The following is a 25,809-nucleotide window of genomic DNA, read 5'->3' as shown; positions in this document are numbered from 1 at the left end:
AGCATCCGCTGCGCCAGGTACTTCAGCTCGGCAACCACCAATGATGCTGCCCGGGTGCGACATCGACGTCACATGGCACAGCGGCGTAGTCGATGCGCGTCCGGTCGACGGGCAGGTGGACGGGCAAGTCGGCATGCGGAGCGCGCCGGAGACCCGGCTGATTACGCACAGTCGGGCCCCGGTAACGGGTTGGCCGAGCCGACACCGGGACCGACTGCGTGGGGCCTTCATCGCCGGGATGCGCTGGGCCGGGACCGCCGGTCCAAGACCCATATCGTGGCCAGCATGAGGCCAACGGCAAACACCGCGAGCGCAATGAGACTGGCGCCGGTGCCTCCGTGGAAGGTGTCGCCGTAGGCGGACATGGCCGGCAGGGTGGCGGTGTACCGCTCGAGATCCAGGTCACGACCCAGCGCTTCGAATGCGTGGCGGTTGGATAGGCCGAGACTCATCAGGCGTCCCGGGAGGGCCATCTCGTCAACGGGGACTATGGCGCCACCGAACAGAACCTGAGGGAAGCAGAGCATCGGCAGGGCGAGGGCGGCCTGCGCGGCGTTGGAGACCGCGGCCGAGGCGAGCAATCCGAGGGCCAGTGCCGAGGTCGCCTCGATCACAATCGTCACGAACAGGAAGGCGGACACGTCCCATCCAACGGCGGGGAGCCGACCGAGCGCCCGCAGCACACCGAGGAGCACCGCGCTCACTCCAGCCAGCACCGGAAGCAGCGCTGTCACCTTGGATGCCACGTAGGCGCCCACGCTGAGCCCGGCCAGGCGCTCCCGCCGGAAGACGGCCATCTCCCCGACGATCTGGAGCAGGCCGTAGGTAAGGCCGAAGAAGAAGCCTGCGAATGCTATCCAGAACACGATCTGGACCGGGCCGAGGGCGGCTTCGTTACGCGGATCGAACGCGTCTGGCTTGAACAGCGTCGCCATCATCGCGGTGACCAGCACCGGTGAGCCGAGCAGGACCGCCAGGGTCAGCCGGTTGCGAAGGAGCACATCGACATTGCGTCGGGTAAGTAGCCACCATTGCCGGACCATGTCTGTGCGCTCGAGGTCTGAACGGGTGGCAGGGATGGGCAGTAGAGCCGAGCCAGGCCGGGCTTTCGACTTCCCACCGCTGTCCGCGAATCGCTGCGCCCAGATCTGAGGGGTGTGCTCATGAGCCAGCCGGTCGTACACCTCGGCGAGATCCTCGACGTCGAAGTAGCGCCGAGCCTCGGTCGGGCTGCCGGTGAAGGCCAGGTGGCCGTCGCGTGCCAGGAATACCACCCGGTCACACCGGTCGATGCCGGTCGGCTCGTGCGTGGTGAGGACGACTGTGACTCCGCGCTGGCTGAGTCGGCGCAGCAGGCGCATCACGTCGGCTGCGGTCGACGGATCGAGCCCGGAGGTGGGTTCGTCGAGGAAGAAGAGGTGTGGCCGGGTCAGCAGCTCCACGGCGATACTGGCCCGCTTGCGCTGGCCGCCGGAGAGCGCACGGACCGGCACCTCGGCCCGATCAGCCAGGTCGAGGTCCTGCATGGTCTCTTCGACTACCCGGTTCGCCTCGGCCGCCGATGTGCCTGCGGGCAGCCGCAGCCGCGCCGCGTAGCGCAGCGTGCGGCGCAGCGGCATCTCGAGGTGGATGATGTCCTCCTGGGGCACATAGCCGATACGGGAATCGGCGTTGACTCGGGCCCCGCGAACGACGCCGTCGTGCCGAACCTCCCCGGCAGACGGTGGTCGCAGGCCCGCGAGGATCTCCAGCAATGTGCTCTTTCCTGCTCCACTGCCGCCGGCAATGGCGACCAACTCGCCTGGTTCGATCGACAACGACAGCTCCTGAAGAATTTGCCGCGCCCCGACATGCCGGCTCACGTCGACTGCATCGACTCGCCCGCCGTCCGGCACTCCAGGTGCGGGATCTGAACTGCGCGTACCGAACCGCTCGACGATCGGTGGTTCGAATGCCAATTCGGTCATGACCGGTAACCTCCGTGATTCCTGAACTCGCTTCGTCATGCCCTGATCATCGGTCCGCCGCCGCCGTGGTCGCATGAGGCGTTTGCCTCAAATCGCGCCCCGCTCGATTTCGGCCACCATCAAGAACACACTCGCCGCGTTGGGGCGGGCACTGGAACGAGCGGTGCGCGATGAGGTCATCGCCGGCATCGTTCTCGATTGGCGTGTCGGGACACACCACCGCGTCATCCCGTTACCGTGCGGGACTGCCTGGCGGCCAGCGGATAATAGTTCCCTTGGCAGCCCGGTACTGGCGTAGACCGATTGAGAGGATCTGAACCTTGAGCGATCTTTCTCGCCGTGACCTGCTCAGGACGTCGGCGGCCGCTGGCATCGGAGCAGTCGTTGTCTCGAGCCTTACGGCCGCAGACACGCCGGATATTGCGGACGCAAGCGCCCCGGGAATTGCGGCCGCGGACCACCCGGGCAAAAGCCCTGGATGCCCGCCCGCGACGCTGACCGGCCACATCGTCCGCCAGGGTGACCCGTCGTACCCGGATGCGCGACTCGGCTGGGACCAGCTCTTTTCGCACTATCCGCTGGTCATCGCCTTCGCACAGGAAACCCAGGACGTGGTGAACGCCCTGACGTGGGCGCGGCAGCACGACATCGCGCTGCGGGTGCGCAGCGGCCGCCACGCCCTCGAAGGCTGGTCGAATGTCGACAACGGCGTCGTAATCGACGTCAGCCAGTTGAAGTCGGTCCAGATCGACCCCGGCGCTCGTATCGCGACGGTCGGTGCCGGGCTGAACCAACTGGAAGCGGTGACGACGCTCGCGAAGCAAAACTTTGCGGTCACAACCGGGAGCGAGGGCAGCGTGAGCTTGTGTGGTGCGACGCTCGGCGGTGGTCTCGGGCCCCTCAACCGCTGGCTCGGCATGGCCTGCGACAGCCTGATGGCGGCCGAGGTCGTCGTCGCGTCGGGTCACGACTGTGCCAAGGTGATCAACGCGGACTCGCAGCACCACTCGGACCTGCTCTGGGCGCTTCGCGGGGCGGGAAACGGCAACTTCGGGATCGTCACACAACTCACCTATAAGGTGCATCCGCTCGAGCATCTCGCCTATGTGCAGGCGACATGGGATGGACTCGAGGACCTGTACGGGGTCTTCGAAGCGTGGCAGCGTACGCTACCGGCCGCCGACAGCCGTCTGGGATCCGAACTCGAGATCCACAAGTCCCAGATCCTGCTGTCCGCGTGGCTTGCGGACGGGGCAGCGGCACAGGCCACAGAGATGCTGGCTCCGATCCTGTCGGTCGGCAGGCCCGATGTCACGGTGCAGGTCGGTAACTGGGGCGACTTCTTTGCGGGAGCCCAGGTCCCGCTCGCGCAAGAGCCCGCGAACTGGAAGTTCTTCTCGGAGTTCGTCAAAGAGCGGTTCCCGAAGAAGGCGATCGACATCATCGGCGACTTCATGCGGAACGCTCCCACAGAGGAGAGCAACTACTTCGTCGATGCCTTCGGCGGGGCGATCGAGCGGGAGCCCCCCGGCGGCACGGCGTTCGCGCATCGGGACGCGCTTTTCTACGGCGAGATCGGCGCGGCCTGGGGGACTCGTTCAACACAACCAGGCGTCGGCGACCCGCTGACCTCGCAGGCCCAGGCCTGGACCGCTGAGTTCAGCCAGGCGCTGCGGCCCTACGCGGACGGCGCCTACGTCAACGTGCCGAACGTCGGAATGCAAGAGTGGCAGACCGCCTACTGGGGAAGCCAGCGCTTCGAGCGGCTGCGCAAGATCAAGGCGAAGTACGACCCCCACAACGTCTTCCAGTACGAGCAGAGCATCCCGCCCGCATCACACTGATCGACAGTTCACCGCTGCTCCCCAACCCCCGGGTGGCCGTCGGCGGCCCGGAGGGTTCCGGCACGCGTGAATTACTGCTTGTCCCGGCGTTTCCGGATTTCGATGCCACTATCACAGCAGCCATGCCGGATCGGACCGCTCGTCGAGGTCCACGCTCAGCCGAACCCGACCACGAGACACACTCCGCTGCAACGTGTTTCCGCCCGGCGGTCGCCTCGGCCGGTGCTGTTGGTCGACGCCGCTCATTCGGCCGATTCTCTCGTGACCTGGTCTGGCCGTTTACCCGGTCACAGCCCACGCCGGCTGGGTTGTATACCAGAGGTCAATGACCAGAGCGAATGACTGAACCCACGGTCGTGCGCTTCCTCCGGTCTTGTGGTTGCCGGGCCGCACGGCCAGTGGTTGGCTTCAGCGCTCGGCTGGTACGACAACCTCAACCGGGTGGGTCTGGTCGAGCCGGTCTCCTGCGGTCCTGCCTTCCGCGGCCAGTGGTGAAATCCGCGCTGGTGCATGCTATGTCAATCGATTCCGGATCCTTGCCGGTACAAGGTCAATTGGCTAAGGTGGAGTGCGTTTGCCGAGAAGATCACTGGCAAATTGGATCGGCCACTCCCGGGGAGGTTTTTGACGTCATCGTGGCCTGGCGGGCCACACCAGAGGCCGAGCGGTCCATCCGACTCGACTTCACCGGAGGATTCGGAACGGCAGGGCCTCGACGATGGTATCGGAAATCAATGAATACCAAGGCGCGTCACCGGATGCGGTCCGCCATCACTACGACATCGGAACCGAGTTCTATCGGCTGTGGCTCGACAGCAGCCTGACCTACTCGTGCGCACTATGGTCCGAGGGCGACGATCTCGACCACGCGCAGCAGCGCAAGCTCGACTATCTGATCGAGCGGGCCGCCATCGCCGGCGCGCAGCGCGTGCTCGACATCGGGTGCGGCTGGGGCAGCCTGATGCAGCGGGTAGCCGACCGGAACCGGCAGGCCCGCGTCACCGGCCTCACTCTCAGCCGAGACCAATACGACTACGTCCGAACGCATTCCACAGATCGGATCGATGTCCGGCTCGAACACTGGAACACCCATCGTCCGGACCGGGCCTATGACGCCATATTCTGCGTCGGCGCACTCGAACACTTCGTGAAATTCGGACTGTCTCGGCGCGACCGCACCGCCGCCTATCGAGAGTTCTTCACGCACTGCTCTCGCATGCTCCGCCCGGGCGGCGGGCTGGTCATCCAGACGATCGGCAAGGGCAACCGGCCACTCGACCACAACGCGCTCAACGACGTGCAGTTCCTGGCGAACGAGATATTTCCGGAATCGGATCCACCGCGACTGTCCGAACTCGCCCACGCCGCGGAGAAACTTTTCGAAATCGGTTCGGTGGTCAACGATCGTCACGACTACTCGACCACCTGCGCGGAGTGGCTGCGCAGGCTCCGCTCACACCGCGCGGACGCGCAACGGCTCGTCGGCGCCCGCATCACCGAGGCATACGAACGTTATCTGGAGGCGTCCATCCGGCAGTTCGACCGGGAACACCTTGTGCTCTACCGAATCTCGCTTCGCAAGGTGGCTGATCCGCTGCCCGAGGCGTGACCGGCCGTCTACCCAGCGAGGAGTCAGTCATGAACCCGGGACGCACGCCCCACGTGAACGATGTCATCACCGAACTCGACGACCTGCGTGTCGACCTGGCCGGACGCCACCGGGCCACCGCCAGCGCGGGAGCGACGATCGACCCCGCGGTGGTCGATGCCGACATGCGCGCCCTCGACCGCGACGGGTACGTCGTCTTACCGGACCTGATCACACCCGAGGAATGCGAACGCATACGCGCCGCGAGCACGGCCCTGCTCGGCCCACCCGGCCGAAATACGTTCGAGGGCAAACAAACCCAGCGGGTGTACAGCCTGCTCGAGAAGACCCGCGCCTACGACCGGCTGCTCGACCATCCGCGCGTGCTGGCCCTGCTCGACCGGCTGTTCCTGCCGAATTACCTGCTCTCCCAACTGCAGGTGATCAACATCCTCCCCGGTGAGCAAGCCCAGCTCCTGCACCACGACGACGGCTTCTATCCGATACCAAGGCCCCGCCCGCCGCTGAGCGCCGCGACGATGTGGGCCATAGACCCGTTCACAGAGCGCAACGGCAGCACGGTGATTCTGCCCGGCAGCCACCGATGGGATGCACGCCAGCCGACCGAATCCGACGCCCGGGTCGGCACGCGGATGCCCGCGGGCTCGTGCGTGTTCTATCTCGGAACCCTCTGGCACGGCGGCGGCGCGAACCAGACCACCGCTCCTCGACTCGCCGTGACCGCACAGTATTGCGAGCCGTGGCTGCGCCCTCAAGAGGCGTACACGCTATCGACCAGCCGAGAAACCGCACGAACGGTGTCCGAGGACATCCGCCGCATGCTCGGCTACAGCATCCACCCGCCGTTCATGGGGGCCGTCGACGGCATGCACCCGAAACGGCTACTCGAAACCCCCGACCCGGCCCTCCCACAGACCGATGCTTAACCGAATCACACTGCCCTGCCCACCTTCCCGATGAACCGATCCCGCAACCGCACTTATAGCCGGGACGTGCTTTTGTCTTCGTGGCTACCAGGCGACCGGAAGTCCGTGGACACCGCAGATGGTCATGGCAGGGTGCGCAGCGTGGCGGTGGAGCCACTGCGCCCGCGCACGGTAGCGCATCGAAAGTTCAACTCTTCGAAGGGGACAGCCAGTACGTGCCGCTCGCTTCTGATCGGACCTTGGCCGCGATCGGCTTGGCGGTGGACACCCATTGCAGCGGGGTGATGATCTGCTCCATGTCGGACAACTCGACCGAATGCTGCGCCAGCCGCGGTGCGACATCGTCACCGGGCGCGACCCGTTTGAGGCAAGTGCGTTCGAGCAACGCATCGTCGAGCATCGCATTGACGGTGGCGATGCGAGCGCACCTGATACCTCATCGGCGTCACCGCTACAAGAGACCCCACGCACACTCACAGCGATATGACTCCGTGCGATCTGAGCAGTCTGGTGAGGTTGGCGCTCACCAAGCCCGCCGTCCGTAGGATCGCTTCGGCCATGGCCGGGATTCGCTGGACTTCGGTCACCGTCGCCGCTAGTGCGGCGACGATCTCCCCCGCGGGTCCGCGCACGGGTGCGGCGACGCAGGCGAGTCCGAAACGGCTCATGTCGGTGTCGTAGGCGAGGTCCTTTTCTCTGGTCATGGTGACGCGGCGATTCCACTCGTGTGGGGAAAAGCCTTCTGACGGTGTGGGGTTCGCACCGCGCATGGTCAAGATCTGCTCGGCGGCGGTACCGGGAGGCAGCAGTGTCCCGGCCCGCAGCGGGAAGATCTCATCTATCTCGCGCCCGATGCCGCCGATGAGCATGGCGTGTCCCCGGTCGGTCACAGCGAGACTGAAGCCGCCACGCTCGGTCGCCGAGGTCAGCTGTGCGAGCGGTTGGGCTGCGGCTGCGCGCAGTAGTCGTGCGGGTTGCCAGGTTTGGCCGAGCCGGAATACTCGGGGTCCGATCTGGTAGCGGCCATTGCGCCGTTGCACGGCACCCTCTTCGACGAGCTGGCTGAGTAGCCGGTAGGCGGTTGCTTTGGGTAGTCCTGCGGCAGTCGCCAATTGGGTCAAGCCCTTCTCCTCGCCGTGTGCGAGCGCCTCCAACAGGGCGAAGCCCCCTCGAGAACGCCGCGTCCCCCCACGGCTGCCTTGTCGATCGTCGCTTCGTTCACTGTCTGTCCTCCCGTGCAGATAACGCAACGAACCGAGCACCACGCGTCATATCGGTCGTGGTCCGGCAAATGGAACACCCGGTTCGCTCATCCGACCGCTCACTACCGCAGGTGATCGATCGGCGGCAGCATTGGTTCATCGCGCCGAATGGGCGCCGGGGCTTGGTCTTACAGCGAGAAGTCTCCGGCCCCCACCTTTCGCCGGCGTCTCATCGACGTTTCATGGCGCCGAGGCGGGACGCCGGTCGCACGACGGCTCGGGGGAAGTTTCGACATTCGAAATCGAGGGAGTCAGATGGTCGACAGTCTTTTTGCTGACGTGTCATATTTTCAGTCGCCGGTGGACGATTCCTATCCACATGCAATCCTGAGCTTCCGGTCCAACGACGGCACATTCCGTGACCCGAACTTCGCCGCGAACTACGAATGGGCTTGCCGGGCAGCGGATTCGGGTCGTCTGGCGTGTTTCGTCGTCTACTTCTACTGGCGGCCGAACTGGTTCGACACGGTGGGCACCCATCAGGAGATGGTCGAGCAGGCGGATGGTCCGCATCCGCGGATGATCACGATGATCGACGTCGAATCCGGCGGCAATCCCGTCGGCGATCAGTCCGACGGAATCAACTGCGCCTATTGGCATGCCGCTGACTGGCTGGGGGATCGGCGGCGGGTCATCGGTTATGCCAACCACGGCGATTTCCACGGCATGTGGTCCGACCGTCCCGATGGATTGCGGGTGATCGGTGCCGGTTACGGCAGGAACCCGAATCTGCCCGGTCAGATCGCGCATCAATACACCGACGGCCGGGGCTTCGGCGGCGGCCTGCCCGAGGGCTGCCCACCGTTCGGAGCGTGCGACATGAACGCCGCCAACGGCATGTCGCCGCAGGATTTCGCCGCGGCATGCGGCGTGGGAATACAGGAGGAATTCATGTCCGCATTGAACGAGGCCGAACAGCGCGAACTGCTGGAGAAGACCCGCGATATCTGGATCCAGTTGCGCGGGCCCGAAGGCAAGGGCTGGGCCCAACTCGGCAAGAACGCCCACGGCGAGAACCGCACTCCGGTCGACGCGCTCGCCGCCGTCGAGCAAGCGCTGGATCACCCGCGCGCATAGTCGCCCGTCGCCACGTCGAGGAGGAATCATGGTGGAGTTATTTCGTTTCATACAACAGGCGTTCGTTTCTTCCGAGAACCGGAATTCGATCGATCTGACAACGCAATCGGCGTTCCAGAACCGATTGCTCGACCTCGTCGAACACGGCCCGTATAGCGAGGCGCGTCTCGAGGCCGAGCAATTCATCGACGGGTTGACCGGCGGCGGTTCCAACGAGCTGGCCGACAACCGCTTGGCCCGGCTCGGGAAATATCAGGAGCTGCGAGCCAAACTACTCGCCCTGCCCGCGTCCGCGCCGACGACACCGGACAAGGTCAACAAGGCGGTCAAGGATGTATTCGGTCAGACAGCGGCCGAACTCGTTGCCGCGCAGGCATTCAAGGACGAACTGGTCGTGTCGAGCGACGCGCTGGTCGCGGTGAAGATCACCACCAGGTTCGACCGGTTGGAGGCACCCGCGATCACCGTCCTGCGCCAGGTGGCCGCGTTCGTGGTCGATTTCGCGGCCGGTCGGGTCGATCCGCTGTCCGCCGAGCGGATCCGTGCCCTGCTGGATCGTGCCGTGCGGATCCCCGAGGGGTTCTTTCCCCGTAAAGGGGGCGATCCGCAGGTCGTAGCGCCAGCACCGGAATTGGATGCCGCAGCGGTCCGGCTAGCCGGGTTGACCACGGAGCAGACGGCGTTCCGGCAGGCATACGAGACGCTGATGTCTGCACGCCCCGGTCAGCTCGCTGTCCACGCCACGCCGAGCATCGCGCAGGCCACGACGACCGACGGACAAGAGCCGAGCCAATCGCGAGCGGACGCCGCAGCCAGTGTGCTCGGGCTGGCACCCGCGACCGTGGCCGCGCTGAATCCGCTTGTCCACGAGCATCTTCAGGCCGAACTCGGCGACACCGCCACCGCGTCCGTGCAGGATGTCCTCGATGTCGTCAAGCGTCGCTGGTTGACCGTTTCGCGTGAGGTGGAGCCGACCAGGATCCCCGAGCCCGCGCGCGTCTACCGTCTGGGCGCGAACCTGTTCGCGGTCCAGGAGCCACCGGCCGATGCGGCCATCGCCGACCCGCCGGTTCCAGACTTCAGCCATGCGGTCACCCGCCCGGTCGGCGTCGGCGACTTGCAGGTCGTCCGGCAGGAACTCATCGGCTATGTGGCCTCCGACGTCTCCCACATCGAGAACGTGCTCCCCGGCGAGTTGCTGCGCAGGACAACCAAACGCGAGGAAACCTCCGAGCTGATCATCTCCGAGGAGACCGAGACCTCGCAGAGCACCGAGCGCGATACCCAGACCACCGACCGCAACGAACTCGCCACCGAGGCCGAGAAGGAGGCGGGCCAGCAAAGCTCGAGCACGCAGGATCAGACCTCCACCAGCAATTACGGCAGGCTGGTCGAGAACAGTAAAACCAACTACGCCCGCAGTGTCACCGACCGGGCCGTGAACAAACTGACTCAATCGGTGAAACAGCAACGAGTGCAACGGGAAAAGAAGGTGTACACCGAGGAGGCGATGCACCAGCTGGACAACAGCAACGGGCTGCGGCCGATCCGCGGCATCTACCAATGGGTCGACAAGAAATATAAGACCCGGGTGGTCAACTACGGCAAGCGACTGCTGTACGACGTGGTCATTCCGGAACCTGCGGCATTCCTGATCGATACGCTCGAGACCGCGGCACAGCCGGAGAACTTCCAGCTGGCCCGGCCGATCGAGCCGACCATTACGCCCGCCGAGCTGAATGCGGCGAACTACCAGGACTGGGCCACCAGATACGGCGTGACCGGGGCGGTGACTCCGCCACCAGAGGAATTCATCACGACCGTCGCGCGCACCGGCACCGGTGAGCCGGGCAAACCCATGGACGGGCACTACGGCACCGGGAGTCCGGACTTCGCTCAGGAGTACAACGCGTTCACGATCCGGGTGCCGGAAAACTACACCGCGATCGGTGGCTATGTGCAGCGCACGAATCAGCACATCGCCCTACCGGACACCGACTACCCCTATTTCGAGTTCTACATCGGGGAGAGCGCGTTCATCCGGTTCGGCAAGAGCGCCAACCCCAACCTCAACGAGTCGTTCACCCTGCCCCAGGTGACCGGCGAGGTCCCGGTCACGATGAACTCGTTCCCGCGCATCCTGCAATTCAACTTCGCGATCGGCATCAACTGCAGGCGCACCGACAAGGCGTTGGAGAAATGGCAGCTGGATACGCACGCGAAAATCGTTGCGGGATATCAGCGTCAGCGCACCGAATTCCTGGATCAACTCGGGCGCTACCAGAATGCGGTACGTACCCAGATGAGCCTGGCGAGTGCGCTCGGCCACGATCCGACGATCGAACAGCAGGAGCTGAAGAAGGCGTTCATCCACCTTCTGATCAGCGAGCACTTCGGCGAGGTGGCCTATCCGGCGCCGAATCAGCCCTACCAGTTCCCGGCGGATCCGCAGTACATCAAACAGTGGGGTGCGGTTGTCGCGTTCTTCGAGCGTGCCTTCGAATGGGAGCACCTGATGTATCTCTACTACCCGTACTTCTGGGGCAGGCAGTCGCGCTGGGGCGAACTGGTTCTCATTCAGGACATCGACCCGCAGTTCGAGACCTTCTTGAAGGCGGGCGCCGCTCGGGTCGTCATTCCGGTTCGGCCCGGCTTCGAGGCTGCACTCGCGCACTTCCACGAAACCGGTGACGTGTGGATGGGCGAAGAGATCCCCGACATGTTCAGTGAGCGGTACACGACGATCATCGCGGAGATCAAGGCGCGCAACGCTGCACCGGAGGACGAAGTGGTCATCGACGAATGGGAGGTACGCCTGCCCACGACGTTGGTCATGTTGAAGGACGACGCCGAGCTGCCCGACTGGGCCGCGTCGCCGCGCCGGCCCGGCGACGACGAGTGAAGTAGGGGGACCGATCATGGCTGACGAGAACACCCAGCTGCGTGCCGAATTGGAGAAGCGACGCCGCTGGTTCTTCGAAACCCAGTTGCGCAGACTGAATCTCCAGACCTTCCGCGACATCGAGCACGAGACGAAGGATCCGGACCGGCAGCGGTTGCTGAGCTTGATCAGCGAGCCGGTATCGCCCGCACAACCCGAGAGTGTGCCGGGCCATCCGGAATTCCGTCGCGCCAGGGTGTATCTCGACAGCCATGAGCCGGTGTGGACTGCCGACGAGCAAGTACGGCGGAAGGCCTTCGCCGGAACGCTGATCGGCAAAAACGGCGACTGGCTCGATTTTCGGGAGCCGCGTCGGCTCATCGAGCGACTCGAGACGCTGGCAACGACTTTCGAAGAGGACCGGTTCACCTCGGCCCATGAGCCGTCTGCGCTCGGTGATTATCGCCGCAAGCCAGCGACATTCGTTCCGGAACTGCCGAACTGGGTACCCGGCCAGATGTTCGACCCGTTGAAGGGCGAGGAGCCCAAAGACGGGGAAGACCAGGTGACCGACGGTAGGGGGCAGGCGATCAGCCGCGCATTCGTCGCGCAGGAAAAGCCATGGCTACTGCCCGAGCTGTATCACCCCGCCCACCGAGATCCGCAGGCATTCGCGAAGACCGGGGCATCGGAGTGGCTGGCCGATCTGGAGAAGTTCATCACCGACTTCGAGGCAGAGCTCCGTATTGTGCTCGGCGACAGTGCGGCCCAGAAATTCACCTTCGCCGACGACGACTTCGGTAAGGAGATCTATCGTCAGGAGATCAACCGCGCACTGCGGAGCATGACCACCGGCGATGCCGCGGACCGGGTCAAGGCGCAGTTTCTGTCGTCGGTGGACATACTCGACGATCGCCGTGTGCCGGTGCCGCACTATCGTTTCGGCGTCCGCGTCGAGACCGCCGGGTACAAGCTCGACGATATCGAGAAGTTTCCGCATTCGGAGATGGCGAAGTACTGGCTGCGGGTCGTCAAGCACGGGCTGCGCGAGGTATACGCCAACAAGGAGAACTCCGATATGGGCCTGTGCCATCTCATTCGGATCCTGTACCTGTTCGGCACCATCCCGGCGAAGGTGGCTTCCGACGAAGCTTTGCGCTGGCGGAAGCGGCCCGAACTGCCCCCGGACTTCGGCGAGTTCTTCCGCAAGCGCGCTGCAGAGCAGGCATTCATCGACGATCCGGGGCTGCTGAGCAGGCTGAACACCGCGCGCGACAAGCTCAGCGTCATCCTGCACGAGAGCGCCGCTGTGCCGGGCAGCGCGGCGATCACGTTCTCCCCGATCGCTCAGGAAGTGCTGCGGCAAGGTATCCGGCACTACAAATTCTGGCTCGATGAGCCGGCCCGCGCGATGAAGAACTCCTTCTTCCAGAAAGTGCGCACCGACCTGGGGTACGAGGCCGAGAGCGAGATGGAGTACTGGTCGGAGAACCACTACATCATGTTCGCGTCCTCGGAATATCTGGCCGGACAGCTATGGGAATCCGACACCTTCGACGTGCGCGACTTCGCCGACGGCCGTCCCGACTCCGGTGCGCGATCCGGAAAGGAGCGCAAGGAACGCGGTAGGGCCAGGGTGTTGAGGTGGCTCAACCATCGGCTCTTGATGGGCTGGACGGAGTTCAATTCCTCCGGGTACTACCGCGAGCACCTGTGGTCGCTGCTGAACCTGATCGACTTCGCCCTCGATCCCGAGGTACGTGAAAAGGCGACGCTGGCAACAGATCTCCTACTGTTCGATGTGGCGCGGTTCATGCACAAGGGCGCGATGGGCGCGGTCGGCGGACGCAGCCAGTTCTCCTCGAAGATGACCGGCCGCGACAACGCGCTCTCCGATGCCATCGAGTTACTGTTCGGCACCCGCGGACTGTGGTTCGACGACGACTCCGAGATCGGCGCCGCGATGGCCACCTCGACATATCGGATCCCGGAGGTGCTACTCGAAATCGCATGCAACCCACCGAAATCGGCGGTCATGGACCGGTCCCGGGTATCGATCACCTTCGACGAGGCCTACAAGTACGGCATCTGGTTCTCACAGGAGAACGACAAGGACACATTCGATTCCCACCGTGAGGGATACGCGCCGAAGCTGAAGAAATATCTGCCGTTCGTCGACAAGGTCGACACGGATATCGAGCGCACCCATCCCGGGTACAGCCGCAGAGACGACAATATCGTCTTCTGGTGGGGCACATCGGCTTTCCTGAACAAGCAGGTGACGCGCGGCACGCTGGCCTGCGTCGACAAATTCGATTTGGGGCAGAGCGGGGTGTTCAAGCAGCTGGCGACCGTGGTCGGCACGCTGCTGCCCAAGGTCAAGGGCGGATCGATCTTCGGAGTGATCGGCGGCCTGGTCGGTGGCGTATACGGTTTCCTAGCCGGTGCGGTACTCGGCGCGATCCTCCAGATGGACGACGCCGAAGATATCGCCGACGACCTATCCATTTTCCTGGAGGGATCGACGCGTACACGCGCAAATATCCTCACCTACCGCAATCCCGACATCATGCTGTCGAGCATCCAGAATTTCCGGGCCGGCCAGATGAACATCCAGTCCAATGTCAATCAGGCCACCGTGAACGGCACGCTCAACGTCTTCAGCACCTCCGGGTTGGTGAACCTGGATGTATCCCCGGTACTCGCCGCCGCGGTTGGCGCACTGGGCGGTGCGCTGGTGGCCGGACCCCCCGGTGCGATCGTCGGCGGCGTCGCCGCGGTGGCATTGAACGAGTCGCAGCTCACCGGCAGTAGAATATTCCGCACCAGCAGCGACGGCGTGGACGGATTAGACTGGTGGACAGGATATTTCGCGCTGCCGATGGTGGTCCAGCACGGACCGGCCGCGATCATCGCCTACGACTTCCACGACGTCCAGAACGATATCGCCGACTGCGGCTCACATGTGTACTTTCCCAAGGTCGGTTTCGACCGCGTCGATGAAGTGCGCTGCTCGGCCTACGACGACGCCAACTCGCCGCTGTTCGAGAACTTCGACGTATTCCACTACGGCCCCAAGGGTTTCTGGTTGTTCGGCAAATACACCCACCAGGACCCGGGCGTCCCGGCCGCGGACCGATCCGAGGCCTACATCGGCGTGTTCTCCAATCAGCATCCCACCTGGCTGAGCCTGCAGGAGGACGAGGTCGACGTCTACAACCAAGCCGTGGACGAGGTCGCCAGGAAGCCGATCGGAGATCTCGTACGCGCGATCGCGCAGGAGCAGGACGCCGAGAAACGCGAGGCTCTGCTGACGAAGCTGCGCGAACTCCAGCGGATCTGGCCCGACCCCTTGCCGCGCGACTACTTCGCCGACCGCGACTGGCACCACGACGGCAAGAACATCTGGATCGTCCAGGTGGGCAACAAGACCGAATTCGGCGACTACGAAACGTTCAAACAGCGAGTCAGCAGCGCGCGGGTCCACCTCGACGACTTCAACGACATGGAATGCCATTACCACATGCCGATGCCGGACGGCAGTAGCAAAGTGCTCGCGCTCAAATACGAGGAACAGGAATTCCACTACGGCAACGCACCGCTGCAGACCGACCTGTATCCCCGCTTCGAGAACGACTTCGTACGCGGTGGCCGGGTGGAGTGGGGGCAGCGGTCCTACGTCATCGAGTACCGCGGACAGTCGCTGCTGCACAACCTGCACGACTTCGACCACCCTGTTCGCAGTGAACAGGCTCCAGTGCTGCCCAGCGACGCCGACAAGGTGTTGGGCCTGGTCGTTTTCGTCCGCACCAAGGACGAAGACATGGACGAGAAGACTCTCGGCACCGCCACGGTCGGAATCGGGTGCACTACGGTCACCGAGCACCAGATCATCGCGGTCGGCCCGGTCGACGACGACAACGCCCACGACACCGAATGGATCTTCTTCGACTCCGGACCGGTCGCGGCGGCGCCCGACCTGACCATCGACGTGGGGCACCGGGCATTCAGTGATGGTGACAACGAGGCCGATTGGAATATGGGCTTCTCACTGCAGGCGCTGATGGGCGATCACACGCTGCGCGACGTCACGCTGAACTGGGATTCATCCGATTTCGACGAAGATGTACGCAACACCGGACCGTTGCCGTTCGCCATCCGCACCGACCGGTGGCGGGCGTGGGAACCGGTACCCGACAGCCACGTCCGGGGCAAGGTGGTGCTCGGCGCCCAAGGCGAACGCGAGCAGTTCTACTATGACCACAGCGATCTCTTCTACACGACCCCGAACGAGCCGCTGCGCCATCGGCGCCTGGATCCCTGTCTGACCGCCGCACCGCGCTGGACCGAAATCCCCAGCGAGCATGGCGGACCCCAGTTCACCCCAGCCTGCTCGGTGGGTGCGGTCTCCCGCCTCCCCGGACATCTGATAGCCGCAGTGCTCGACGAGGGCAAACTGTTCCTCAGCTCTATCATCGACAAGGACGGGACATGGGACCCGTGGACACCGGAAGAGGTCGGATTCGGCGCCGCAGTACCGCTGGCAACACCCGGCACGCTGTTCGCCGGTCCCGCACAAGGATCGCTCGAGGGCGTCGAACTGCTCGTCCCCGGCGCGGACGGGCACCTGTACATCCATTTCGATCGGCGCTCTCGGCTTTCCTTCGACCTGCCGCAGGGACAGACGGCCCGGTACTGGCACCAACTCGTCGTCGACAAGTTCGCACTGCGCGCGGACGGCGACATCGCCACAACCGTCGACCGAGTCTTCGTGCTGGCCACCGACGGCGCGTTGTGGGCGACACCGATCATCCGTGCCGAACTCATCCCACCGACGCCGTCCTGGACCAAAGTCAGCGACCGGCAGTCGTTTCGTACCTTCACCGTCGCCACCGACGGCACTCGGACCCGGGTCCTGGCCACCACCGCCGGCGGCGACGTATGGGACTGCACCCTCGACCCCGGACAACCGCCGCAATGGGCCCAGCTCAGCCGCCCGGGAGGCGCCCAACTACCCGCGCAGGTGGGCGTGGCCTGCGCCGTACCGGAGCCAGGACGGCTCGACATCTTCACCGTCGCCGCTGATGGCACCGCCTTCACCAGTAGCTGGACCGAGCCGACCCAATGGCAAGCGTGGACCCCGATTGTCGAAGGAGAGCAGGGGTTTCGCGCCGCGCCGCGTACCCCTCTGCTGCTGCACCGGGTAAAACGTCAAGTGGAATTGCTGATACGAACCGACGCCGACGACCTGACGCGAACCTGGTGGTCCTGACAGGTGCTGCGCCCGCCTCGCAGAATCACTTCTGGATAGGCTCGTCGAACAACAGCCACCGATGTGCGGCATAGATGCTTTGTGCCACAAGGTCACACCCAGGTGGTCGCGAACCAGACGGTCACGGCGGCTGTGAGAAGAAGGGTGATGTTGAGGGTGACTCTTCGGTCTCCGCCGGTCAGGTGGACCGGGATCGCACCGAGTTGCAGGAGCACGAAACCGATGGCCGCGGCCACGACGAGCCAAGGCATAAGGCCGATCAGGGGCGGAAGGATCAGCCCAAGTGCGCCGAGTACTTCGAGCGCACCGACGATCCGGACAGCGGGTAGTGGCACGCGGTCTACCCAGGTCATCATGGGCCGGAGTTGATCCCGGTTTCGGGTGATCTTCAGTGCGCCCGCATAGCAGTAGAAGAGGGCGAGCAGGCCCGCGGTGATCCAGAAAGCGATGTTCACAATTCCATCCAGCGGTGGCAGGTGCGGGCCGAGGGCACAACGCATCTCGGCCCGCTCGGGTTCAGGCGAAGCCGGTGGCGGGCTCGGTGGCGTAGTGGCTCATCACTGCCATGTTCACCTGGGGTGTCAGTTCCCGGCCATCGGCGATCATGTCCTGTAGGTCGCGGAAGTACTGCACATACAGGTCGGGGGTGAAGGTGCTGAGCATGACGGCCGGTCGACCGGTGATGTTGGCGAAGGTGTGCGGGGCGCCGGGTGGGACCATCACCGCACCCAACATGATCGTCTCACCCTCGCCGGGTCCGACCACCGAAACGGTTGCGTCGAAGTTCGTTTTGTCGTTCGTTGTTTCGTCGGTCATGTTTCGATTGCACCGCCGCAACGTCGAGGCGTCCAAGACCTGTTCTGCCATGCCGATACCGGACGGGTATCGTGCCAGCGTGGAGCTGCGTACGCTGCGTTACTTCGTCGCTGTCGCCGAGGAACGCCATTTCGGTCGCGCCGCTGCCAGGCTGCACATGAGCCAGCCGCCGCTGAGCCGCGCCATCCAGCAACTGGAGTCGGAAGTCGGCGCCGCGTTGTTCGACCGGTCGCCCACCGGCGTCGATCTCACCCGAGTCGGGGCGGTACTGCTCGACGACGCGCGCGCCCTGCTCGACCACGCCGACCGGGTCAGCACACGGGTAGCCGCCGCGGCCGGAAATGCGAACCTCACCATCGGCATCCTGGGTGACGCCACCGACCCCGGCATCACCAGGCTGGCCGCCGCCTACCGCCACAAGCACCCCGAGGTCGACATCCGCATCCGCGACACCGACCTCACCGACCCCACCTGCGGGCTGAGGGCGGGACTGGTCGACGTCGCGGTGACCCGTGCACCGTTCAACGACACCGCCCTGACCGCACATGAGCTGCGTGCCGACCCGGTCGGGGCGGTACTGCGTGCCGACGACCCGCTGGCCCACCGTGACCACCTGACGCTGGCCGACCTGGCCGGCCGCCGCTGGTTCCAGTTCCCCGACGGCACCGACCCGGTCTGGCAGGCCTACTGGAACGGCGGCGAACCGCGTGAAGGCCCAGTAGTGCGGGTCGTCCAGGAATGTGTGCAGGCCGTGCTCTGGAACGGCACCGTCGGCATCACCCCCCTCGGGCACAAGGTGCCCGACGGACTGGCCACAGTCCCGCTGGTCGATATGGCACCGAGCAGTGTGGTAGTGGTGTGGAACGAGGGCGACACCAACCCCCTGATCCGATCGTTCGTGCAAATAGCAACGGCCGCATACGCAATTCCGAACCATCGGTAGCGAATCCGACCTGTCTCGAATATTCGCTTCCGATGCGGCTCAGAGATGCCCTGCCTATCTGATCGCCGTGTCACGACTGCCAACCCGACCTCTACCGTGTCCGCTGATCGGCTACCCAAGGATGTCCGGCCGTGGCTCGCATGAGAAGCGATCGAACTCAGCAGCCGCAACCGCGCGGGGAGGCCAGTGCCTACGACGAGTCCTGGGCGGAGTGGAAAGCCGACACCAACAGGAAAAGGTGATCTCTACCGTGAATGGCGCTCGGGTCGTTGGCGTTTCGGCAGAAAGTCGGGGCCGGTTCAAGATCCCGGCTAATGTAACGTGTTGATGGGCAACAGGCCTCAGCGATCCAGCTCGGTTGTCACCTATTCGTGCAGGAGTCCCTGTGTGGACGATCGGAGAAGTCTGGGACCGCGGCAGGTTTGTCGAGAGTTGCGAGGAGATCGTTGCCCGACACGCTGATCCAGGAGTTGCTATGACTGCCCCAGTCGGAAGGACCGCTTCTCGTAGCCGAGGCTTCCAGCGGCATCGGCCGTGCCATCGCCAGCGTCGTGCGGCCGACGGGGCGGTGGTGCATGGCAACAGCTGTGACGTGGCGGTGCAGGACATGCTTTTTCGGCACGAGCCGACCCCGCCACAGTCGACGGCGTGGACCGGTTGTTCAGCGACCTCGCCGACGGGCATCGGGGACGGAGTTGGATCGCTGGTGTCTGGGTTGTGATCCGATCACCCGAAGTCTCTGGCCTCGAACCTACCGTAAGAAAGGCAACATGCAGTGGATCTTCGTGACGTCCCGTGCGGGCCTGGACGTTTGCCGGTTCTCGGACACGGTTGGAAATTGTGGCGTGATCCAGTCCAGTTCATGGTGGATCTGGCCAGCGTCGGCAAAATAGCACGTGTCGATATCGGCAATCTCGTTGTCTATGTCATTACTGATTTCGAACTACTCCACAGGGTGTTGGTAGAGAACTCCGATGCCTACGAGCGAGGGCTCCTCTTCGAACGCATCCGTCTCATATTCGGGGAATCGCTGATCGTCTCGGATGGCCAGCAACACAGGGATCTTCGCCGTCTGCTGCAACCAGCGTTCCATCGGACAGAGTTGGAAAGCTACGCGCACATCATGAAGCGTAATGCGGATGCGTTGGCGAGTTCGTGGCGGCAAGGCCAGATTGTCGAGGTCGGTTCCGCGCTGTTGGTGTTGGTGATTACCGACCTGCTCGGGTCCATGTTCTCGCACGAACCCGATACCGAGGAGCTACAACTCATCTCGGGTCTGGTCGCGGACATCGGCGCGGGTGCCATAGTGGGCAGTGTGCTGCCGAAGCGGCTGGCGAGCCTGCCATTGCCGGTGAACCGCAAATTCCTGTCGGCTGGAACGCAACTGCGAGACTACTGCCGGGAGCTGCTCGTCGCGCGCCGGGTCAGCGGTGACCGCCGGAACGACCTGATCGACATCCTGCTGGATTCGTCGGGTGAGGAACACCGTAGTGACGAGTTCCTGGCAGAGCAGGCCGTGACCATTCTCTTCGGCGGGATCGATGCCTTGACCGCCACGCTGACCTGGGCTCTGTACGAGTTGTCCCAGCGTCCGGAGGTGGCTTCGAAACTGAAGCACGAGATCTCCGCCGCAGAAGAAGTCGATCCCCGAAGCCTCGACCAGCTCGACTACCTGAACCGATTCCTGAACGAGGTCACACGGACCCATTCGCCACTACTGCAGACCAGACGCAGCGTCACCACGGTCGAACTCGACGGTTTCACATTTCCCGCTGGGACCGATATCGGCTACAGCATTGCAGCTATTCACCGCAACCCGCACATTTTCGCCGAGCCGAACACTTTCGACCCCGATCGGTGGTCGTCCTCGAACTCGGGATCGAAATGCAGAAGCTTCGTTCCGTTCAGCATGGGCAATCAGATGTGTATCGGTAACAATTTCGCCTGGGTGGCACTGCAAACGACTCTCCACAGTCTGCTGTCGAAGTGGGAGTTCCGGCCGGTCACAACCAAGAAGCTCCCGCGAGCCCTCGGTCCGATCCCTGGGATGAGAAGGCTTCCGCTCGAGGTTCATCCGGTCTCTGTGTAATCGCGCGGCCGAAAACTACGACCCCGCAGCGGATTTCCGGACTTCGGTGCCATCTCCAGGCTCGTTCATCGCCGCGCTGCGCGCCCTCGGTCGAACAATCGGCGCCGTAGCCACCGGGCTCGTGCGGCTCGGCTCAGGTCGTGCCTGATTTGGTGAGCGTCGTGCTGCGATGTCCGGACATCCGGCGAATGACGATCGGTAGGACGGCTGTGGTGACGAAGAGGGCGACGGCGACGAGGATGAAGTAGAGCAGAGATCCGGTGCGGCCGAAGCGCGGAAGGAAGGCGACTTCCTGGCCGGTTGCGGCGACGGCGTTGAGGAACGGGGCGTAAGCCTGCAGGGTGTATCCATGGGGTAGCAGATTGATGGCGTTCTCGGCCACGTAGACCCAGAACAGGAGGACGGCGACGGCGGCGGACGGAGTGCGAATCAGTGACCCGACCGCGACACCCACCCCGCATGCGGCGAACGCGTAGCTCGGAACGGTCCAGAGGAACCGGATACCGGCGGAGTCGGTGATGTCCACAGCCCCATAGATTTGCGGGAACAGGTGTGGCAGCGTGACCATGACGACGACGAGTAGAACAGTTGTCGATATCGCCGTGATGGCGCCGTAGAAGATCCACCGGGCCAATGCGACCGTCCAGGACCGGGGAAACAGGAAGGCATTGAGATCGCTTGTCTGACCGCGCCATTGGGTGGCGTGGGCGTAGGCGGTGGTGACCATCATGACCGACACGGACAAGGTGATCACCCAGTACACGGAGTTGGTGGTGGAGACCGTGGCTACGTAACTCTGTCCGGGGAGGGTGGCGAGTCGTTCTGCGACGGCGGCGATTCCGAAGGTGACGACCAGTGGCAGCACGAAGGTGAGGGGTACAGCGACGCTCCACAGGAAGCTGCGTCCGGTCGTGCGGGTCCATTCGGCGGCGACGCCGCGGCGGATCAGGGTGGCTGGACCGGGGCGGTTCATGGGGCCACGCCGAACGCGACGTCGGTAGGCAGGCCGGCGATTCGCAGGTAGGCGTCTTCGAGGCTGGTCTCGCCAGGACCCAGGGTGTTCATGAGGTGCGCGAACGGCTGATCGGCCAAAATGCGCCGGTCTCCGAGGATGACGATGTGGTCGGCGTTACGTTCGACCTCATCGAGCAGGTGCGTGGCAACCAGGACACAGGTCCCGGCATCGGCGAGCTGGCGCAGCAGCTCGCGTATCCAGCGGATGCCCGCGATGTCGAGGCCGTTGAGCGGTTCGTCGAGCAGCAGGGTTCGTGGCTCGGAGAGCAACGCGGCCGCGATGCCGACACGTTGGAGCATGCCGAGCGAATAGTGCCCCAGCCGGCGATCGGCGACCCGGACGAGGTCGACGATCTCGAGGACGTCACCGACCCGGCCGGTGGGTAGTCCACGGGCGCGGGCAATCCAGCGTAGGTGCCGACGTGCGGTGTGGCGGGGGTCGAAAGCCCGGTAGTTGAGGTGCATTCCGAGAGTTGCCGGTGTGGTGTGATGGGCCCGGATGAGGGTGCCGTCGACCCGGACGGTGCCGATGGCAGGCGCGATGACGCCGCAGATACATCGCAGCAGCGTGGTTTTGCCGGTGCCGTTGAGACCGATCAGGTAGGTGAGTGCCCCGTCTGCCACGGTCAGTGTGGGGACTTCGAGGACGGTCACGCCCGGGTAGCTCAGGGTGAGGTCACGGATGTCGATCACGGCGCTCGGAGCCGGTCAGAACTCGCAGGCCATCGCCAGCCCCACGGCCTTGACGCCCTCGCACACGGAGCTGTTGGACAGCTTCCAGACACCATCGATACGCTTCCATACCACGCGCGCAACCAGATCCGGTTGTCCCGCTGACTTGCTGCGCAGCATAGCGGTGTGCACGTTGCCGTCGTGGGTTTCGGGACCGGTGACCTCATTCGACCCGCGCGGAGCTCGGTACCAGCCGATGTTGTAGAGGGTGCGCGCAACCACGACCGCCCTCATGCCGCCTTCCATATTGGCCGCCTTGGCCTCGTCGGAGGCGGGTGTTTCGATCAGGAACGCGACCTGGGCGTCGAGATCGTCCAGGGTGGGGACCTCTCGGGTGATGAGGAACTCGCCAGGAGCGGCGGAGGCGGCAGGGGCATTGGCTACCGAGGCGCCGGTCGTGACCACGGCGACCGTTATGATCGTCGACACGACACCAGCGACAATTTTGAGGGTCTTCATTATTTCATCCTCTGATCGACTGGGGCAGCACCTGATGCACGCTCAAATGTGCAGGCGGCCAACAACAAATTGGCGGGTTCGAGATTACTCCTGTTCATGTCGGATCCTCAGGGTTTGCGGCCGATGGCACCGAGCATGACCATTCGAGTGTCCGGCAAGTCGGGGCGCAGCCACTGCTGTACCGGCACCACACCAGGTTCGAGCAACTCGAAGCCGGCGAAGAATGCCTCCGTCTGCGCTGTGGACCGAAAGGCGACTTGGGCTGAACTGTCGTTGGTGCCAGCGAGCACCTGGAGTATCTCTGGGGCGGAATCAACGGAGCCATGACTGATCGCCAGGTAACTGCCTGATGCCAACTGATCGCGGAAGGCGGCGATGATCTCGGCGGGGTGTTCGTCGTCCATCACGTAATGCAGCACACTGATGAGCGTGATAGCCACCGGCTCGTTGAAATCGATCAAGGTGTGGTTCTTCAGCTGATCGAGGATGTCGTGGGGACGACGAACGTCGCCCAGCAGTGCTGTGACGCCGCGTGGTTTGGCCAGCAGCGCGTCGCAATGCGCGTGCACGACCGGGTCGTAGTCGACATACACCACCCGCGCCGACGGCTCGGTCTCCCGAGCCACCTCATGCACGTTGGGCGAGCTCGGGATACCCGAGCCGAGATCGAGGAACTGACGGATACCGGCTTCCGCGGCCATCTCGACCGCTTTGAGCATGAAACTCCGGGTGAACCAGGCCAAGGTCTTGATTTCGGGTGCGCGAGACAGCATTTGATCGGCCATGTCTCGATCGGTCTCGCGATTGTCCTTACCGCCCAACAGATAGTCATACACCCGGGCCGAGTTCACCAGACCGGGGTTGAACGGTTGCGGCGTTCGGTTGTTCTCCGACGCAGGCCCTTCAGTTCCTTCGACCACAGGTGTAACCGTAGCCTGTAACCGCAGCCGATCGGTACCCCTCAGACAGGTGCTCCTCCAGAGATCTGTCGCCCGGATGTGGTGGAAGTATGCGTTGCCCGAACGAGGCGCTGCTCCGCCCGACCGAACCGGACCCCGATCCGAGCCATCGACGAACCATGCTCCGACACAACACGATCCAACACTCCATGACAGGTCTACCGGTACTCACTCCCAACCGCCGTCGCTGGTCGGGCTTGGATCTGTTTCGGCCAAGGCGACTGCGTGTGCTACCGCGGACCGCGCCCGTTCGACGGTCGTATAGCGGCCCAGACCGCATGGGGCCGCGACGTCCAACAGGCCGCCGTAGGCCGACTCCGCCGCCGCCAACCCCTGTCGTGCTTGCGCGAGCGGCTGCGTCGGATGCGCAAGCCCGGCGATAACACGTGTAGTGGCAGGCAATTCGAGGCGTGCCAGGGGCGCGTAGTACCGCGGCCGAACCGGCGCCTGTCTGCCGTCGCCGATGGGCAGGTGGACGAAATCGAGACGCCTCCCCGCAGGCCAGTATCGCGCTATCGCGTTGGCCAGCGCGACGACCGGGGCCGTCGATCTCGGCGCCACGACCGGCTTGTCGTCGAGGCTCCCATAGCACAAGTGCACACCGAAACGGGAATCATGGGGCGCCCGTGCGACGAGGCGTGCGATCGCTCGGCCCGCCACGGTGGCCGGGCCCTGCCGCAGGCCCGCGGGTATCCCCGCGCAGAGGAGCGTCTCCGCCGGCAGTTCGAGTTGGAATACGACGTTGTCCCGCAACGCCTCATGGATGCGGACGATCTCCCTGACGGTGGCGTCGACAATCGGGCGGTAATAGGGGAAGCCTCGGTTACCACGGCCGGCCGAGCCTCGACGCCACATGAGCATCCGCGCCTCGAAGGCGATGAAACCGATGACAAAGGGCGTCGGTATGCCTACCTGCAAGCGAAGTCCGGGATCGGTTCGACGCATGTCGACCAACGCGTCCATGGCACGCCCGGCCTCCTCCGCATAGCCGAGCGCGGCGTCGATTTCGGCTTCGCCCAGCGATCGGCCTGCCCGAAGCCGAAAGGTGTCGCGGGAACGCAGCGTCGACCAATCACCGCGGCGCACAGGCGCCAGCGCCGGGGACTTGCCGAGCCGGTCGATGATGGGTCTGACGTACCACTGGGCGCGATATGGATCCGCTTCGCCGCCCGGAACCATGCCGTCCAGGAATTCACCGGCTGTGTCGACGGCGAACGCCATTGCCTTCTCTGGACTGTCCAACTGTGTGGGCAAGCTGCCCACGAAGTGAATCCTACGCTTGGGCTGCACCGCGTCAGTGTCGCATATCGGCCGTCCCCGAGACGTGGGTGTTCCCCGCTATTTCGGCGGCCACCGGAACGACGCAGCATCACGCCGGGCTATCGCCATGAATTCTCCCTCCCGATGCTCGACCGCAACTGCCCCCTCGGTCTCGCCCTCGGGCTGGCCGCCATCTGGACAACGGTTGAAATCCTGTTGACCGCACGCCGAAAGCACCGACAGTGACCAGATCCAGTTAGGTGGGGTGTGCCCCTCAGTCGATAGGGCTTCGGCGTTCGAGGAATACCGTGTCACACCAGACGCCGTCGCGTTGGGCGATGCGTTCGCGCATGCCGACGGTCCGGTAGCCCGCAGTATGACGCAGGGCGACGCTGGCGCGGTTTTCCGGGAAGATCGAAGTCTGCAAGATCCACGGTCCCGCTTCATCGGCGGCGATGACTTGTCTTGTGCAGCAGGAGTTTGCCGACGCCGCGACCGCGCATCCGGTAGGCGACGTAGATGGAGTCCTCGGCCACACTCTGATAGCAGTCGCGACCCGACCCGATACCGGACTCGGTATCGCCCAGCCGACGACGATGCCGGCGATCTCGGCGCCCCAGCGGCGATTCGGAAGCCATTGCCCGTCAAGGGTTTCCAGGTCCAGCATCTCGGTGGCGAAGGTGGCGTCTCCGGTGACGG

At 64.3% G+C, this 25,809-nt stretch carries 18 protein-coding genes and 1 pseudogene; 8 read left to right on the top strand and 11 right to left on the bottom strand.

Going from position 1 to position 25,809, the window contains the following annotated elements; translation table 11 throughout:
- Positions 1-227 precede the first annotated feature (227 nt).
- Positions 228-2,042, bottom strand: a complete 1,815-nt coding sequence (locus tag AB0L58_RS37920) for an ATP-binding cassette domain-containing protein (RefSeq protein ID WP_364395141.1) — start codon at positions 2,040-2,042, stop codon at positions 228-230.
- A gap of 245 nt (positions 2,043-2,287) precedes the next feature.
- On the opposite strand from AB0L58_RS37920, the gene AB0L58_RS37915 reads away from it, so the two are divergent.
- The 3 genes from AB0L58_RS37915 (at position 2,288) to AB0L58_RS37905 (ending at position 6,346) form a co-directional block, all read left to right on the top strand.
- The gene (locus AB0L58_RS37915) at positions 2,288-3,811 is read left to right on the top strand and encodes an FAD-binding protein (protein ID WP_364395139.1); all 1,524 of its coding nucleotides are present in this window, start codon (positions 2,288-2,290) and stop codon (positions 3,809-3,811) included.
- A 718-nt stretch (positions 3,812-4,529) separates the two neighbouring features.
- On the top strand, positions 4,530-5,420 hold the full coding sequence (locus tag AB0L58_RS37910) for a class I SAM-dependent methyltransferase (protein WP_364395137.1): 891 nt from the start codon (positions 4,530-4,532) through the stop codon (positions 5,418-5,420).
- A 29-nt stretch (positions 5,421-5,449) separates the two neighbouring features.
- Positions 5,450-6,346 (top strand): phytanoyl-CoA dioxygenase family protein, encoded by an 897-nt coding sequence (locus AB0L58_RS37905; protein WP_364395135.1) that lies wholly within the window; start codon positions 5,450-5,452, stop codon positions 6,344-6,346.
- A 187-nt stretch (positions 6,347-6,533) separates the two neighbouring features.
- On the opposite strand, the gene AB0L58_RS37900 is transcribed toward AB0L58_RS37905, so the two are convergent.
- Positions 6,534-6,746, bottom strand: coding sequence for a hypothetical protein (locus AB0L58_RS37900; RefSeq protein ID WP_364395161.1), 213 nt, complete (start codon positions 6,744-6,746; stop codon positions 6,534-6,536).
- Positions 6,747-6,819: 73 nt separating this feature from the next.
- Complete coding sequence (locus tag AB0L58_RS37895) at positions 6,820-7,467, bottom strand: helix-turn-helix domain-containing protein (protein ID WP_364395133.1); 648 nt, start codon at positions 7,465-7,467, stop codon at positions 6,820-6,822.
- A gap of 396 nt (positions 7,468-7,863) precedes the next feature.
- Between AB0L58_RS37895 and AB0L58_RS37890 the strand changes: the two genes are divergently transcribed.
- The 3 genes from AB0L58_RS37890 to AB0L58_RS37880 are packed head-to-tail and all read left to right on the top strand — an operon-like array spanning position 7,864 to position 16,838.
- Positions 7,864-8,685, top strand: coding sequence for a hypothetical protein (locus tag AB0L58_RS37890; RefSeq protein ID WP_364395131.1), 822 nt, complete (start codon positions 7,864-7,866; stop codon positions 8,683-8,685).
- Positions 8,686-8,713: 28 nt separating this feature from the next.
- The gene (locus tag AB0L58_RS37885; RefSeq protein WP_364395129.1) at positions 8,714-11,587 is read left to right on the top strand and encodes a hypothetical protein; all 2,874 of its coding nucleotides are present in this window, start codon (positions 8,714-8,716) and stop codon (positions 11,585-11,587) included.
- Positions 11,588-11,603: 16 nt separating this feature from the next.
- The gene (locus tag AB0L58_RS37880; RefSeq protein ID WP_364395127.1) at positions 11,604-16,838 is read left to right on the top strand and encodes a hypothetical protein; all 5,235 of its coding nucleotides are present in this window, start codon (positions 11,604-11,606) and stop codon (positions 16,836-16,838) included.
- Between the two features lie 92 nt (positions 16,839-16,930).
- Here AB0L58_RS37880 and AB0L58_RS37875 read toward each other — a convergent pair whose 3' ends face one another.
- Both AB0L58_RS37875 and AB0L58_RS37870 read right to left on the bottom strand, forming a co-directional pair.
- Positions 16,931-17,293 carry a DoxX family protein gene (locus AB0L58_RS37875; protein ID WP_364395125.1) on the bottom strand — a complete coding sequence of 121 codons (363 nt, stop codon included), beginning with the start codon at positions 17,291-17,293 and terminating at the stop codon, positions 16,931-16,933.
- A gap of 61 nt (positions 17,294-17,354) precedes the next feature.
- Complete coding sequence (locus AB0L58_RS37870) at positions 17,355-17,654, bottom strand: hypothetical protein (RefSeq protein ID WP_364395123.1); 300 nt, start codon at positions 17,652-17,654, stop codon at positions 17,355-17,357.
- 79 nt (positions 17,655-17,733) lie between these two features.
- Here AB0L58_RS37870 and AB0L58_RS37865 point away from each other — a divergent pair, with 79 nt between their 5' ends.
- Both AB0L58_RS37865 and AB0L58_RS37860 read left to right on the top strand, forming a co-directional pair.
- The gene (locus AB0L58_RS37865; RefSeq protein ID WP_364395121.1) at positions 17,734-18,597 is read left to right on the top strand and encodes a LysR substrate-binding domain-containing protein; all 864 of its coding nucleotides are present in this window, start codon (positions 17,734-17,736) and stop codon (positions 18,595-18,597) included.
- Between the two features lie 775 nt (positions 18,598-19,372).
- Positions 19,373-20,686 (top strand): cytochrome P450, encoded by a 1,314-nt coding sequence (locus tag AB0L58_RS37860; RefSeq protein ID WP_364395119.1) that lies wholly within the window; start codon positions 19,373-19,375, stop codon positions 20,684-20,686.
- Positions 20,687-20,819: 133 nt separating this feature from the next.
- Here AB0L58_RS37860 and AB0L58_RS37855 read toward each other — a convergent pair whose 3' ends face one another.
- The 6 genes and pseudogenes from AB0L58_RS37855 to AB0L58_RS37830 all read right to left on the bottom strand — a co-directional run.
- Positions 20,820-21,659: an ABC transporter permease gene (locus tag AB0L58_RS37855; RefSeq protein WP_364395116.1), complete on the bottom strand. Its 840-nt coding sequence runs from the start codon at positions 21,657-21,659 to the stop codon at positions 20,820-20,822.
- Positions 21,656-22,393, bottom strand: coding sequence for an ATP-binding cassette domain-containing protein (locus AB0L58_RS37850; RefSeq protein WP_364395114.1), 738 nt, complete (start codon positions 22,391-22,393; stop codon positions 21,656-21,658). Before AB0L58_RS37850 ends, AB0L58_RS37855 begins: the two co-directional genes overlap by 4 nt.
- Positions 22,394-22,408: 15 nt before the next feature.
- Positions 22,409-22,891 carry a hypothetical protein gene (locus tag AB0L58_RS37845; protein WP_364395112.1) on the bottom strand — a complete coding sequence of 161 codons (483 nt, stop codon included), beginning with the start codon at positions 22,889-22,891 and terminating at the stop codon, positions 22,409-22,411.
- 107 nt (positions 22,892-22,998) lie between these two features.
- The gene (locus tag AB0L58_RS37840; RefSeq protein ID WP_364395110.1) at positions 22,999-23,811 is read right to left on the bottom strand and encodes an SAM-dependent methyltransferase; all 813 of its coding nucleotides are present in this window, start codon (positions 23,809-23,811) and stop codon (positions 22,999-23,001) included.
- Between the two features lie 207 nt (positions 23,812-24,018).
- Positions 24,019-25,113: a hypothetical protein gene (locus tag AB0L58_RS37835; RefSeq protein ID WP_364395108.1), complete on the bottom strand. Its 1,095-nt coding sequence runs from the start codon at positions 25,111-25,113 to the stop codon at positions 24,019-24,021.
- A 271-nt stretch (positions 25,114-25,384) separates the two neighbouring features.
- A pseudogene (locus tag AB0L58_RS37830) lies at positions 25,385-25,804 on the bottom strand (N-acetyltransferase family protein); the annotation flags it as partial.
- Positions 25,805-25,809 lie beyond the last annotated feature (5 nt).

Origin of the sequence: Nocardia sp. NPDC052112 (assembly GCF_040680135.1) — a bacterium.
Taxonomy (GTDB): domain Bacteria; phylum Actinomycetota; class Actinomycetes; order Mycobacteriales; family Mycobacteriaceae; genus Nocardia.
Note: the sequence above shows the minus strand (reverse complement) of the source record. Positions and strands in the feature narration are given on the sequence as shown.

Coding starts and splice junctions, on each gene's coding strand:
- AB0L58_RS37900 (WP_364395161.1), bottom strand. CDS start 6,746: ATGCTCGACGATGCGTTGCTCGAACGCACTTGCCTCAAACGGGTCGCG.
- AB0L58_RS37910 (WP_364395137.1), top strand. CDS start 4,530: ATGGTATCGGAAATCAATGAATACCAAGGCGCGTCACCGGATGCGGTC.
- AB0L58_RS37890 (WP_364395131.1), top strand. CDS start 7,864: ATGGTCGACAGTCTTTTTGCTGACGTGTCATATTTTCAGTCGCCGGTG.
- AB0L58_RS37905 (WP_364395135.1), top strand. CDS start 5,450: ATGAACCCGGGACGCACGCCCCACGTGAACGATGTCATCACCGAACTC.
- AB0L58_RS37885 (WP_364395129.1), top strand. CDS start 8,714: ATGGTGGAGTTATTTCGTTTCATACAACAGGCGTTCGTTTCTTCCGAG.
- AB0L58_RS37880 (WP_364395127.1), top strand. CDS start 11,604: ATGGCTGACGAGAACACCCAGCTGCGTGCCGAATTGGAGAAGCGACGC.
- AB0L58_RS37845 (WP_364395112.1), bottom strand. CDS start 22,891: ATGAAGACCCTCAAAATTGTCGCTGGTGTCGTGTCGACGATCATAACG.
- AB0L58_RS37920 (WP_364395141.1), bottom strand. CDS start 2,042: ATGCGACCACGGCGGCGGCGGACCGATGATCAGGGCATGACGAAGCGA.
- AB0L58_RS37870 (WP_364395123.1), bottom strand. CDS start 17,654: ATGACCGACGAAACAACGAACGACAAAACGAACTTCGACGCAACCGTT.
- AB0L58_RS37855 (WP_364395116.1), bottom strand. CDS start 21,659: ATGAACCGCCCCGGTCCAGCCACCCTGATCCGCCGCGGCGTCGCCGCC.